Source organism: Priestia sp. BR_2 (genome assembly GCF_041954005.1).
Lineage (GTDB): Bacteria > Bacillota > Bacilli > Paenibacillales > Paenibacillaceae > Paenibacillus_AQ > Paenibacillus_AQ lautus_A.
Genome location: NZ_JAVFHM010000227.1, coordinates 1 through 13,029 on the forward strand (window position 1 = coordinate 1; position 13,029 = coordinate 13,029).

Annotated in this window: 13 protein-coding genes; 2 read left to right on the forward strand and 11 right to left on the reverse strand. The window is 49.2% G+C overall.

Annotated elements, in window-relative coordinates; all coding sequences use genetic code 11:
• The 9 genes from RB298_RS17220 to RB298_RS17260 form a co-directional block, all read right to left on the reverse strand.
• A partial coding sequence (locus tag RB298_RS17220; RefSeq protein ID WP_486047848.1) for a malate:quinone oxidoreductase occupies positions 1-151 on the reverse strand: 151 nt, incomplete at its 3' end.
• Positions 152-462: 311 nt separating this feature from the next.
• Positions 463-1,422, reverse strand: coding sequence for an ABC transporter substrate-binding protein (locus tag RB298_RS17225; protein WP_486047677.1), 960 nt, complete (start codon positions 1,420-1,422; stop codon positions 463-465).
• 63 nt (positions 1,423-1,485) lie between these two features.
• Positions 1,486-3,108, reverse strand: a complete 1,623-nt coding sequence (locus RB298_RS17230) for a helix-turn-helix domain-containing protein (RefSeq protein WP_486047680.1) — start codon at positions 3,106-3,108, stop codon at positions 1,486-1,488.
• Between the two features lie 176 nt (positions 3,109-3,284).
• Complete coding sequence (locus tag RB298_RS17235) at positions 3,285-3,923, reverse strand: spore coat protein (protein WP_015735056.1); 639 nt, start codon at positions 3,921-3,923, stop codon at positions 3,285-3,287.
• Between the two features lie 433 nt (positions 3,924-4,356).
• Positions 4,357-5,727 carry a BNR repeat-containing protein gene (locus RB298_RS17240; RefSeq protein WP_375119703.1) on the reverse strand — a complete coding sequence of 457 codons (1,371 nt, stop codon included), beginning with the start codon at positions 5,725-5,727 and terminating at the stop codon, positions 4,357-4,359.
• 53 nt (positions 5,728-5,780) lie between these two features.
• A complete protein-coding gene (locus RB298_RS17245; protein WP_369682782.1) occupies positions 5,781-5,948 on the reverse strand; it encodes a DUF3502 domain-containing protein in 168 nt (55 codons plus the stop codon).
• A 129-nt stretch (positions 5,949-6,077) separates the two neighbouring features.
• Positions 6,078-6,332, reverse strand: a complete 255-nt coding sequence (locus RB298_RS17250) for a hypothetical protein (protein ID WP_486047683.1) — start codon at positions 6,330-6,332, stop codon at positions 6,078-6,080.
• Positions 6,333-6,360: 28 nt separating this feature from the next.
• Positions 6,361-6,648: a hypothetical protein gene (locus RB298_RS17255; protein ID WP_486047685.1), complete on the reverse strand. Its 288-nt coding sequence runs from the start codon at positions 6,646-6,648 to the stop codon at positions 6,361-6,363.
• Between the two features lie 425 nt (positions 6,649-7,073).
• On the reverse strand, positions 7,074-8,729 hold the full coding sequence (locus RB298_RS17260) for a DUF6138 family protein (RefSeq protein ID WP_486047686.1): 1,656 nt from the start codon (positions 8,727-8,729) through the stop codon (positions 7,074-7,076).
• A gap of 216 nt (positions 8,730-8,945) precedes the next feature.
• On the opposite strand from RB298_RS17260, the gene RB298_RS17265 reads away from it, so the two are divergent.
• Positions 8,946-9,584 carry a pentapeptide repeat-containing protein gene (locus RB298_RS17265; RefSeq protein ID WP_452520585.1) on the forward strand — a complete coding sequence of 213 codons (639 nt, stop codon included), beginning with the start codon at positions 8,946-8,948 and terminating at the stop codon, positions 9,582-9,584.
• Positions 9,585-9,740: 156 nt separating this feature from the next.
• Here RB298_RS17265 and RB298_RS17270 read toward each other — a convergent pair whose 3' ends face one another.
• On the reverse strand, positions 9,741-10,250 hold the full coding sequence (locus RB298_RS17270; RefSeq protein ID WP_375119699.1) for a helix-turn-helix transcriptional regulator: 510 nt from the start codon (positions 10,248-10,250) through the stop codon (positions 9,741-9,743).
• 201 nt (positions 10,251-10,451) lie between these two features.
• On the opposite strand from RB298_RS17270, the gene RB298_RS17275 reads away from it, so the two are divergent.
• Positions 10,452-11,681: a cytochrome P450 gene (locus RB298_RS17275; protein WP_486047688.1), complete on the forward strand. Its 1,230-nt coding sequence runs from the start codon at positions 10,452-10,454 to the stop codon at positions 11,679-11,681.
• A 145-nt stretch (positions 11,682-11,826) separates the two neighbouring features.
• On the opposite strand, the gene RB298_RS17280 is transcribed toward RB298_RS17275, so the two are convergent.
• On the reverse strand, positions 11,827-12,963 hold the full coding sequence (locus tag RB298_RS17280; protein WP_486047690.1) for a glycoside hydrolase family 88 protein: 1,137 nt from the start codon (positions 12,961-12,963) through the stop codon (positions 11,827-11,829).
• Positions 12,964-13,029: the final 66 nt, after the last annotated feature.

The window sequence follows — 13,029 nt, forward strand, 5'->3', positions numbered from 1 at the left end:
CATTGGAGCTTTCTTCCCCCGCGCTTGCGAGTTTCTCGAACACTTTGATCTCCCATTCGGGCACCAGCTCCTTCAGTAAGGCTCCCAATGTCGCGCTCATGACGCCGGCACCAATCAAGATTACGTCTGTTTTTTTGTCCATGTTGCTCATTATACCCTTCCTTATCCCATATATTTGAAAAAAGAGTAGGCGTCCCTGCTAATAATGTCGATAAAAAGCAAGGCGTCTTCTGAAAACACACCTTTTCTGTGTCAATAATCACCATATTATAGTCTATTATAAATATTGATAGATTAAAATATCTACTATTATCTAATCATTATAAACGATTTCAAGTTGTTAACAAAGTGAGAAGATCCTCCACAATATCCGACAACTGATAATCCGGCTAACGTCATAACAAAAAAGCCGCGAGGATCGCGACTTTAAGCGGGTTTCGACATGGTTTTCCCGTGTTGCGGCTATTTCACGTTGCCGAGCAGCAGATTCGTCTGAATCTCCAATTGCTTTTCAAGCGAGATCAGGTCGCCTGCGGAGAACTGGTTGATATCCAGCGTAAAGATGCGGTTGTTTTTGTAAGCCGGAAGGGATTTCCACAGCGCGCTCTCCAATATCTCGTTGGCTCGTTCCCCGCCCCCGTCCGCATCGTAGACGGTCACGAACATGTAATCCGCGGCCATGTCCGGCAGCGATTCCAGCGAAATGTCCAAACCGGCGCCTCCGTTTACGACCTGCCCTTTCACGGCTTCAGGCGGCTGATAGCCGAGACCGGAATAGAGATTACGGGTTCCGCGGCCAAAGCTTTCTCCCACAACCCAGAAGTTTTTCGCCCAAATCTCGTAAACGCCAACGGTTTCTCCTTCCTTGACTACGCCGTTCAGTTTGATCCTGGCCTCAGCGAGCTTCTCCTCGTAATGCCGGACCGCCTCCTCGGCTTCCTCCGATTTCCCGATAAAGTCGCCGATTTCCCGCAGCTCAGCATACAAATCTTTGGCTCCCCAAGGAATGACAATCGTCGGCGCGATCTTGGCGAATTGTTCATAATTCTTATCCGAAGGCCGAATAATTAGGTCGGGATCAAGGGACACGATTTTCTCAAGCGCCGCTTGATCATCGCCGATGTCCTCGATTCCGTCCGTCAGGTCCTGCAAAAAATATTGATTCAAGCTGGCCGTACCTGCCCCGACCGGCTTAACGCCCAAGGTCAACAAATGGCCCAGGTATTGCGTCGCAACGATTCGCTTCGGTTCCTTCGGAATCTCGATCTCTCCCATAACCGTTTCGAATTTTCGTGTTGCTTCTGTTTGTTGACCCGCTTGGTTCACCACCTTCTCGCTTTGCTGTCCAGAATCCCCGCATGCTCCCAATACGATGACCAAACTTCCGATCAGAGCCAGTTTCCATCCTTTAAGCGACTGCATCCATTAAACCCTCCACCTATTGATAATGATTATCATTATTATATTAATAGGGAGAAGGCTCGTCTATTGCGCTCCGTTTGCGGTTCTATGGACATTTGTAAGAAGTTCGGTTTGGATGCTTAATTGCTGCTCTAACGCTAACGGGTCATTATGCTTAAACAGCTCCAGATCGAGTAAGAACACTTTGCCGTTGCGAACGGCGGGCAGGCTCCTCCATTCCTTGGTGTTCATAACCCGTTTTGCATATGCTGCACCTCCTCCCGCTTCCCACACGGTTACGAATATATAATCCGCCGCATGCGCGGCAAGCATATCCGGCGTTAATACCAAGCCGATTCCTTCTCCCAGGACGTAATCAGTCAGCGGCTCCGGCGGCCGAAAGGAAAAGGTCCGGTATAAATTGCGAAGGCCTCTGCCATATGCGACATTGACCGCCCATAACCGGTCCTGCCAAAACTCCAGTACAACTGCCGTCGCGTTATGAGTACTGATTCTGTTGGCGACTATCGAGGCTGCAGCTTCCTCTTTCGCCCGAAACGCAGTAATCCAGTTCTCCGCCTCCCGCTCGCGATTCAGCGCTCTGCCCAACCGGAGCAGCTCGTCTAAGGAGTCTTCCTGCCCCCATGGAAGGTAGATCGTTGGAGCAAGCCGGGACAAAGGCTCGCTGTTGGGTCCGGACGTGACGATCAGATCAGGCTGCACGGAAACAATCGCATGGTGCGATTTGGCATCTCCGATATCCGCTACATGCTTAAGCATTCCCCTGTAGGGGCGGGCGCGCAGCAGATTCGATGACGTTCCCACGGGCGTAAGTCCGAGCGCCAGCAGGTGGCCCAGGTATTGCAGCGCCACAATTCGCTTCGGCCGCTGCATATAATCGCGTGGAGAGTGGCCGAAATGCTGCTTGAATTTCCGGCTTAAATACATGCCGTCTTGGTATCCGACCTCCCGTGCAATGCGGTCGAGATTGCGATCGTCGCCGTCAAGCAATGCCTCTCTGGCTTTCTCGAGTCGCAGCCGGGTTAAATACTCCGTGAAACCGGAGCCCGTTGCTTTTTTGAACGATACGGAAAAGTGCTCCGGCGTAAATCCAGCCCTCTTTGCCATGTCGTTACGCGTTAAGGCTATGTGATAATGCTTCTCCATATATTCAACTGCAAGTCTCATACGCTCAAGCCAATCCTCTTCCCGATTCTTATCGTTCGTTGATCGCAGCAGCGCACTCAACAACTGTTTGAATACCGCGTCGATGCAAAGACGAGCTGCAAGTCCTCCGCATCCTGCTTGATCTTGCATTCGTTGGCTTAGTTCTTGAATCAGGACAAGAGCTTCGTGCGTTGCGGCGAAGGGAAGCTTGCCGGTGTCCATCAGTGAAGACAAATTCTTGATGTATACCCTGTTGCACGTGGTGCTATCCTTGAGCTCCCATACTTCATAACGCAATTCGTAAACCTCCAGCGGCACCGGCGAAGACGGCGTCCGTTGAATGTCGACGATCGAACCCGGCGGACAATAACAGACAGCCTTCGCCTTCGTTCGGTGCTTTCCTCCGTTCAAATATAAGTCGCCGGAGCCTTTATGGATCAGGTATAGGGTATGCGTCTCCATGAAACCCCCGACTGGCTCTTCGGCGTGACCTTGCTTTATGTACCGTACTCCCAACAGCGAATATTGCGTTTCTTCCATGCTGGCGCTCCTTCTGACGAACTCCTGTTTTAACCTATTATAATCTCATTGATAATCATTCTCAATAAAATAGTGTGTTCAGCTCTAGCTGAATTCTCTCTTATAACTGATGTGATCTGATGAAATCAGAAAAAATAAAAGCGCCATTTCCTAGTGGACTTGGCGCTTTTATGGATTTAGTGAGGGGCCATTTTGCCTGGCATTTGCGACTGGATCGGAGCCGTGGCGTAGCTGTTCTGCATATACTGCATATCTTGCTGAGGCAGCTGCGGCACTTGATAGTAGCCGTGCTTGTTTTGATACAGTGAAATTTCATACGCCATTTCGATGCAGTTGGGAAGGGAATCCGCTAGGACGCGGCGCACAACCGGATTCGTGGATTCCATCGCTGCATTCGTTTTCATGGTAGCGCCGGATTTCACGGCGTTCAGCATGCTGAGCGCGATGGTTTCATCATTGATCTCGGCAGTGGACTGCATCGGTTTTTTCGGTTGTCCCGGTTTCATGCCGTAGATAAAGTCGTTCCCTTGCTTCATTTTATAGCTTTGCGTCGACTTGGATGGATCTTGTCCTGTTTTGAAGCATTCTAAGGTGATATTATATTCATCCGCCATAAATTGCTTTTGGCGCTGCAAGATATCCCGAAGCTCCGGATCCTGCACATGTCCGCTCAGCATGGTATACGTGTTCATCGTATTAATGGCCCCTGCCAGTACCTCGTGTACATCGAACATTTCATGACCGCCATGGTTCAATTGCGGTGGAATCATGCCGGTTTCCATGTTCTGATGATTTTGCTGTTGTTCGAATTGCATTCATGTACCTCCTATGGGTTTTTCGATTTTTATGCAGCTATAAATCCACGGTGGTGGCGCTGCGAACGGATTGCATTTGCAGTCCAGGTTTATTGTTCATTACATGAATCAAAAGTATTCAGGCAGTCGACTTATTTCTGATCCATATCGTCAACAGCAGCATGAACGGCAGGGCAACCTGGAAAACCGGGGTTACATAGGTCACGACAATCTTCACGCCTAGCCATATGTCGCCGGACCCAAAGCATATTCTCAGATACGATTACAGTTCTCGGGTTGGGGACTACTTTTATTTAGCCATTATCCATGCTGCCTTCATCGGGAAGCAGTTTATTTAATAAACATTCCTTACCTCAAATAAAAAATCGACCGTTTCTCCCTATCTGGAAACGGTCGACTCCCAAGATGCTTTTCGGCGTTGCCGATATATGACTTATGCCGAAGGATCGGTCTTCCCTTCGTCTTCAATCGCTACGATTTCACACAAGGTTCGCAGTCCCGTCGTATAACCCAACCGCCCTTGCGAATGATCCCAATAGTAGTAATCCCCGTGCATCCATATCAAATCATACGCTTCGCCCAGAGCTGCATGGCGGACAACGAAAGGTCGAACGTTGTTATAAGTCGAGTTTTCGGTGACTTGATTTATTTCGGTGATCGTCCCGTCATGCGCAATGACGCATTGATGAATTTCGAAAACCTCACCGTATGTACCCTTTACAGGGATTGACATGTACACGATGGAAGGGTTGTTATGATCCAGCGTCATACCCCCGGAATAGCATAATTCTCTTTGATCATTTTGGTGGAACCATCGTCCGCCATCCGCCAACGGTGTAATCCGCCAATCGGAGCCGGACCACTTAGCGTAACAATAATGGTGGCGATCCTTATCCCTACTGATCCTAACAAACAAGATCACCGGGTATCCCTCTTTATCGACGGCTATATCCCAGTTCCAGTTGCGTATGCCCGGCTGGCGATCGACCAAGTAGGCCGGATCGGTTTCTTTGTTATCCAGCTTCAGCGGCCCGCGGTGCAGATCTGCGAGCTGATGTCCATCAGCGCCATGCAGCGTCAGGGTATTCACGTCCAAATACGAATAGTACAATGAATTCGGAATCATATTGTCCGGATGCGTATAGGTATACGTCATCATAATTTTGTCTTTGCCGTTCGTTTCGTACTTGGCATACGGCCTTTTTCCGGTTTCTTGTTCAGAACACCTGGAATCCACGATCTGTTTCGGTTCCATGTCGCAAGTGACGTCGCCATCCGGATCCGGCAGCGTGTACCTAGCGACGGTCGGGTGCCAATTCATGCCCCGCCACAACAGATAGAAATAACCGGGCTGATCCGTCATCACGAAGGGAGAAGGATAGGTGGTGTTCCCATATCCCGTGGTAGCGATGATTTTTTCAGGCCCTAAGGTTTCTAGATCGTCAAGACGGGCTGTGACGCGATAATAAAAATAGGGGGTTGTCGAGTGCTCGGCATAAAAAATCATCAACCGGCCGTCGGGCAGTGCCAAAAACGTCGGATTGTTATGGTCATCCTGCTGGAAACCCGCCCGCACCCGCACTTGCTTGCGTTCTTGGGTCACATGATCATATTGAACCGCCTGGATGCTGCCCTCAACATCGATGTACCCGATGTATGTCTTGTCGCTGCCCGTTGCGGCATTGACATGTCGCAGCGCCCTCGGATCGGCAAACCAGCACCAGGCACCATCACCGGTAAGGGTGGTAGGGATGCGTTCGATGCGTTCAGGTTCAGCATAAAGGTTTATATTGGAATTTGTCATTTGAGACCTCCTCGCTTCCTTGTCGGATCACTTGATTGCTTCATGATTATCCTCTATCGTTTCATGGCAGCGAATGCATCCAGCTGATTCTGCAGCTCCTCCATGAAGCTCGGGAATCCTGCTTCGCTCATCTGCTGCCTCGCAAATGCAAGATCAGCATCGATACCTTCGGACATGCCGACGGACAGCGGTACGATGTAATGCGATCTGACTGCCTCCATGGCTGCGAGCTCCGCCGTTATCGGTACCGTATCGAAGCGGAATCCCGCCAGCGGGCTCTCTCCGTTCTCTACGGCCCGTTTCGCGCCTTCCGAATGCTAATGCTCAACGATGGCCTGCCATTCTCCCGGTTATTTTTCCAATTGGCTCATGCTGCCTTCATACAATCCCGTCCAGCCCGGCTTATTGTTCTCCGACTTGATGCCCGCATAGCTGATGTAATCCCCCTCCAGATTGTAGTTCTCCCCTTCCACGCCATACAGCAGGAGATTGTGGTATGTACGATCCGTGTGGGCCTTCTCGATCAGCTTTAGCGCAATTTCCTTATGTTTGGAGTGCGCGCCGACCGAAATCATCGTAATGTTGTCCGTCGTCATATAAGGCATGTAGTTCGGCACATGGTCGAGATAATAATCAAACCATCCGTACTCGAACCCGGGAAACAACTCCTTGAGCAGTCCGATGCAGCCTGCTGCTGACTGCGTCGAAATGGTTGTTGAATTCCAGCGGCTTCTTATCCGTTTTCATCCATTCCAGCGTTTCGCCGGTGGCGTTTCCCTGGGCAGCCAGAATCTCGCGCCTTGATAGAAACGATCCATTCCGCTCGCTGGCTCGCGCCCATCGTGATGCCTTCAATTGTACGACGGGCTGCCCGTTTGGACCGCGAATGATGCCTGGGGTCCCTTCCTCGCGAGGATTCATCGTGGAATCATTTGCGATTATGGTGCAATAACGGATCCTGGGTCCGCAAGGTCACCATAATGAGCCCATTTCGGCAAAATAGCGAATCCTCTGTCTCATGGTCTCAATATAAGGCAACTCCAGCTCGAAGCGGAGCCTCTTCTATTCGCAATGCCCATAACGTGCCGATTCCAAGGCCCCTCCCCTGCATTCATAGGTTCCACAGAATCTTAAAGACAACGCTTTCAAATTATCGAGCGGCCTTCATACTTCCTGTCTTCTTGTCCGTATTTTATATCAATGCGTCTACCTTTAGCTACTATATTAACGGCTTCGAATCCATCATTTTCGCTTCATTTTTTCCTAGAACAGTTTGAAAAGGATAAAAAAGCTGCCTTTCAGCAGCTCCTCATTGACTCATTTAAGGTTGGCCTTAGTGAACACGATTACTTCCGACAGGCGGCCTCCGCCAGCTCGGTGAGCCACTGCGCCCTCTCCCCTTCGGCTTTGGCGGCTATCTTCTTCAGCTTGTCCGTACCGCCCCAGATCAAATATACGATATGCTCCACCTGGTAATACGGGAGGCCGCGAACTTGATCGAGCACTAGCCTGACGTTTCGATCGTGTTCCATGTCCGATTGCATCTTCAGTTTCATCGAATCGGTGCAGTGCAGCATGCACTTTATCAAGGTTGGAATGGTTTCCGTATGAACACCATGCCGCTCTTTAAAAGCTACCGTGAAATGGTTTTGAACGGATTGGTGTTCGTCATCGACTTTGCCCATGTATTCCTCCACCAACGGGAAATACGTTTGATCCTTCAATCCGAGGCCAAAGACGGCATAACTTCCCGGCATGCAGTTTTTTTCCCCTTCCGTATCCGCATACCATTCAAACGGCTCCATCGCTGCTTTGGCATACTCCTCCATGAAGGGATACAAATCCGGGTATTCCAAGGCGTTGGCGAAGAACCGATGCGTTCCCGACTTAGCCAGTCCTTTGATCGGCAGCCACTGCTTGACCGAAGATTTCAGTTTGATTTGGCAGCTTTTCGGGAATCCCAAGCTGAAGAGGCGTGTCAGAAACCGGAGCGCGCGAGCGTAACTCTCCCCCGTTTCCTGCTTAATGGCTATGGAGACCTCGGCAAACACATCGTTGGCCGTGCAGTCCACCATTTCGTCACGCAAACAGACGTCTTCCTTGGCGAAAGTCCCGCTTCCTTCCTTAGTCAATCGTTTGGCCCGTTCGCTCCCCAGCTCCTTAGCGCAATTCAACATAGCCAATCCTGTGCTTCTGCTATAAGAGGGCTCGTATTTCAGAATCAGGATGGCGGCGTAGATCAGCAGTTCGATTGGACCCTGCTCGGTATTTTCCAAATGAATGTCGATTTTTTTCTTGTATTCTCGCTGCCATTGCGTCCCGATATTATCGAAATAACGCGGCAGCCAACGCTGCTCCGCCCAATTCCGTAAAGCCGTAATCAGATTAGATCGATGCTCTGCGAGATGTTGGTTCCCTTTGTTCAATTGCTGAACCCGCTCAAAAACGGCAATGATCCATGCGGGATCCGCGTCAGGATACAGCCCCTCGTCCAGTATGTGCCTGGACAGGAAAAACGTCTCCAACGGTTTCGTCGGATAGGTTCCCGCTTCTAGCTTATTGGCAATATAGGTTGCGATTCGTTCCCGTAATTGCTTCTTCTTTGTCTCATCTGCATATGTAAGAATGGAAAGGTTCAGGTCGCCTTCACGCACTCGAAACTTGCCGTTAAACGTAAACTGATAATCGATTAACGAGCTCGGCATCTCGTCCAATTTATGCTGCATATAAGTGGATAGCTCAGGAACGATGTGCTCTCGCACATGTTCTTCGGTCAGCGGCTCACCAGGTGTCCCCCTGTCTATCGGCATCGATAAGTCCAGGTCATGATCCGTCATGCTCACCCTGCCCTTGTCATATTCGAGCAGCGCATAGTCGTGAATCCCGATCTGCAGCGAAGTACGCTTTACAATGTCCTCCGCGTTTTTATCGCTGATATGGGCCATCCATTTGTCAATCTCCAGTTTCATTTCGTTCAAAAGTGTTTCCAGTGTCTGATCCATGTTCCACTATGCTCCTTTATATCATTTCGTATTGTTCCTTATCTACCCTTACAATCTCCATGATCATGACTTAAACCTCCATTAGCGGCCCCTTCATGGATTTGACCCCATACAAATCTTGGAATCTATTACTTCATCTATGATACTATAAAACCGACTCATTTAAAGATCATTTCTAAGAGCATACATTCGATTCTGGAAATAGGAGGTTGTTCATTGAGCGCAAAACAATGGAGCGCAAGATGGGATACGGAGCAAACCACCGAAGTGAATCAGGCTGTGGCTGCGGTTACAGGCAAACATAATATGCATAAAAAAGCACGGAGATTCCCTTCCTCTCCCTTTGGATTGACAGATGCAGGGCATGAGGATTTCCGAGGTGTCACTTTGAGCGAGATTATCCAGTACCTGGATGTTCAACATGTTGATTTATCTTTTGCCAAGTTTATGGACGGAACGGGTCTGAACTCATCCAGGTTTACGCATTGCCGCTTTGATGGAATGAAACTTGGCGGTTCGTTTGTGACGCGTCATTTCAACCATTGTTCGTTTCGAAAAACCAATTTAAAAAAAGCCCGGATTGGAGAAAGGTTTGAGGATTGCGATTTTACCGGAGCCAATTTAAGTCACGCCATCGCACGCGACGCGGCCTTCATTCGGTGTAACTTCTCGAATGTTAATTTTCGCGGCGCACATCTGATGTACTGCCTCTTTGAAGAATGCAGTTTCAATGAAGCAATCTTTCATAACGGCTCCTTATCCGGAAGCCGGTTTGTAAGTGAAACAGAAGCTCTACCGGTTTGGGATAATACAATTATGGAGCATGTCAAGATCAACGGAAAACCCTTTGCTTAATTTTCGACCCTGCGAGCCCAACACCCCATCCACTACCCAGACCCTCAAGATCCACGGGTAAAAAGCCACGATTTCGCGGCTCTTTTGCTCGCGTTAAAACATCGTCGCGCTGAATGCTGCGATGAATAAAGCTCTGGTCGAAGCCGTATTTACCCATCAGGTTAAGCTGCTGACCAGCCTATCGATCCACGCCAATTCGCCTTGAACCTGGGAGACCGAATACCGTAGAACCTCGTCCCGGAATAACTCGTCCCCTTCTTCATTCAGTCTTCTCTCGATATCTGACAGCAGCGCTTCCAAGTCCTTCTTTCGCCTATGTAAAATCCGATTCCGGTCCTCCTTCGAAATACGATCGAACAGGGACACTCTAACCATGAATTCGATTTGATGTTTTGCATCTTTTTCGGTGAATTCGTTAATGAGGTTTGCGATTTGTTCCCTCCCTGCTTCTGTAATTTCATATACATACTGATTCGGTCTGCCTTCCTGCTCATTTCGATGCTTACGAACAAATCCCTCATCCGTAAATTTTCGCAATGTCGGGTATAACATGTTGTGATTGACGTCCATCAAATAACCGAGATCCTTTTGGATTTCTTTTTTTATTTCGTACCCGTGTTTCGGGGATTTATCGATTTGGATCAGAATGAGAAGTTCAAGATACATGATCGTTCAGGCCTTTCGTCGACGGATTTGACAATACCGCTGCATATTTAACAGCACATCTCTAGCGTATATGTTCAATCAAAATCCGACAAGGAAGAATATAAACAGAACTTTGGACATGGGTCATTGGAAACTATGACCAATTAAAACAATATGTTAAATTAACATATGTTATATTACACTAGCATTGGAGGGAATGTAATGAATCATGAGATCATCTCCTTAGAGGAAATCACGCAATTCCGTTCACCGATCGAAGAATTCAATCCTTATGAATGGTACAAACACAAATTGCAGCATGAGCCCATCGTTTATAATCAGGCGACCCAATCCTGGAACGTCTTCCGGTACGATGACGTCAAGAGGGTTCTCAAGGATCATGAATATTTCTCTAGTGTTAGAACGCGGACGATGATCAGCGTTGGCGCCGATAATGACGAAGGCCAGAAAATGAGCAAGATCAACCTGCAATCAGACCCCCCGGAACACCAAAAAAGCCGTGCCTTGATATCGGCGGCTTTCACCCCTCGCAGCTTGAAGCTCTGGGAGCCGCGCATTCAAGAGATTGCAGACCAGCTTCTGCAGGAAATGGGAGACGCCCATGTCATTGACATCGTCCAAAGTTATGCCAGTGCGCTGCCAACGATCGTCATAGCGGATCTGCTCGGAGTTCCTTCCGAAGACCGATTATTATTCAAGGAATGGGTAAACCATTTATTCCTTCCCCTGCCCAAAAACCATTCGGAAGATGTACAAGAACTGAAACGTCAAGCTGCCAAGGAATATTACAACTACCTCTATCCTCATATCGTCCAAAAAAGAGCCAATCTCGCGGACGATATCATCTCCGACCTCATTCAAGCCGAGGTGGACGGGGATCGGTTATCGGACGATGAGATCGTCCGAACGACGATGTTCATCCTGGGTGCAGGCATTGAAACTACGACTCATCTGCTAGCTAATACGTTCTATTCGTTCTTATATGACAACAACCAAATTTACGGGGAAATCCAGGTTAACCGCGAGCTCCTTCCCAATGCCGTCGAGGAAATGCTCCGCTATCGGTTTAACATTGCAAAAATGGATCGAACCGTCAAACAGGACAATCATGTACTCGGCGTAGATATGAAACGAGGGGATCTCGTCGTCGCATGGATGAGTGCTGCCAATATGGATGAAGAGGTATTTGAGGATCCCTTCACCTTGAACATCCACCGTACCAATAACAAAAAACATTTAACCTTTGGGAATGGCGCTCATTTCTGCCTGGGTGCTCCGCTGGCACGGCTGGAAGCAAATATTGCGATAAGCAGGTTCATGGATTTCTTCCCGCGCATTGAACCCGTTCCTGAATTTAAACTTGAAGATAACCTGAGTCCTTCTGCGGCAGGACAAATGTTGACTCAGCTTCCTATCCGTGTTCATCGGTAAGACTGACCTGTCTCATTTTATTTGGTACATCAAATGGTACATCAAAAAAAGCCCTCCACAGCAAGGGCTTATAATATCGGGAGACCCTGCCTGCTTCTGAAATGACAGGGTCTCTCGCTTAGTAGGAAATCATTCTATTGTTTTTTTACCTCTTGGGTTCATACCAGTAACCGGGCCGCCCGTTGTTTAAACGCATGAGCGCTTCCAGGAAGAAATAATCGCCCCAGATGACAAAATCGTCCGGCGCAATTCCCCCTCTGACAAAATACGAACCATGCCGCAAAAAGCCTTCTTCGTCCGGATTACCCTTCGTAAAATATCCCTGTACCATGGAATCCATGGAACGCCGAACGGCATCAAGGAGAAGTTCCCTGCGGGGATCATCGCTTGACAGCTGGTCGGCGATTTCCAGCATCCCGCAAGCGGCAATCGCTGAGGCAGAGCTGTCTTTAGGCGTAAGTGCCGTTGGCGGAACGTCGAAATCCCAGTAGGCGACTTGATCATCCGGAAGACGGTCGATGAAATAACGCGCCATTCGAATCGCCGTGTCCAAATATTGCGGTTCTTCGAAATAACGGTAGGCCAGCGCGAATCCATATATGCCCCAAGCCTGCCCCCGCGTCCACGTGGAACCATCCTGAAATCCTTGATGGGTACCTCCGCGCACGGCATCCCCCGATTCGGGATCAAAATAAAAGGTATGATAGGATGAGGCATCGCCGCGAACCAGGAACTTCAAGCTTTTGTCAGCATGAATGCGGGCGGCTTCGGCATATGCCGATCTCCCGGTCTGTTCGGTTGCCCAGCACAACAAAGGCAAATTCATCAAGCAGTCGATGATGATCCGGCCGCCGTTTTGGAGGTCATGTTCAGGGCCCCACGCCTGGATAAGCTGAAGCGTGGGCCTCCATCGTCTCATGAGCGCATCAGCCGCCTGAAGAGCCGTGATCTTGGCCGCTTCGTCCCGTTCAACCATCCATTGCGCCAGTGCAGATAAAGAATACAAGAAACCGATATCGTGATGATCCAGATTTTTATGCTCCGCTAATCTTGCTTGAAATGAATGCGTGCATCGGACTGCAGCTTCACGGATATAGGAATCCTGGCCGTACTCGCAGCTCAGCCACAGGATTCCCGGCCAAAATCCTTCCGTCCAATCCGTATGATCCACCCGTTGGTATTTGCCGTTTCCGTTTCCGACATGCGGAAACCGATCTTCAAACCGGGCGATATTCGCTTTGGTCGTATGCAAGGTTTGTTCTATGATAGCGTTCCAGTCCATCTTGCCCTCCGTAAGGTATTCATTAGGTGCGGCCCCATCCAAGCAGAGCTCGCCCTCTCCATTCTC

Coding starts and splice junctions, on each gene's coding strand:
- RB298_RS17235 (WP_015735056.1), bottom strand. CDS start 3,923: ATGCAATTCGAACAACAGCAAAATCATCAGAACATGGAAACCGGCATG.
- RB298_RS17255 (WP_486047685.1), bottom strand. CDS start 6,648: ATGAATCCTCGCGAGGAAGGGACCCCAGGCATCATTCGCGGTCCAAAC.
- RB298_RS17240 (WP_375119703.1), bottom strand. CDS start 5,727: ATGACAAATTCCAATATAAACCTTTATGCTGAACCTGAACGCATCGAA.
- RB298_RS17275 (WP_486047688.1), top strand. CDS start 10,452: ATGAATCATGAGATCATCTCCTTAGAGGAAATCACGCAATTCCGTTCA.
- RB298_RS17280 (WP_486047690.1), bottom strand. CDS start 12,963: ATGGACTGGAACGCTATCATAGAACAAACCTTGCATACGACCAAAGCG.
- RB298_RS17270 (WP_375119699.1), bottom strand. CDS start 10,250: ATGTATCTTGAACTTCTCATTCTGATCCAAATCGATAAATCCCCGAAA.
- RB298_RS17225 (WP_486047677.1), bottom strand. CDS start 1,422: ATGCAGTCGCTTAAAGGATGGAAACTGGCTCTGATCGGAAGTTTGGTC.
- RB298_RS17245 (WP_369682782.1), bottom strand. CDS start 5,948: ATGGAGGCAGTCAGATCGCATTACATCGTACCGCTGTCCGTCGGCATG.
- RB298_RS17260 (WP_486047686.1), bottom strand. CDS start 8,729: ATGGATCAGACACTGGAAACACTTTTGAACGAAATGAAACTGGAGATT.
- RB298_RS17230 (WP_486047680.1), bottom strand. CDS start 3,108: ATGGAAGAAACGCAATATTCGCTGTTGGGAGTACGGTACATAAAGCAA.
- RB298_RS17250 (WP_486047683.1), bottom strand. CDS start 6,332: ATGCCTTATATGACGACGGACAACATTACGATGATTTCGGTCGGCGCG.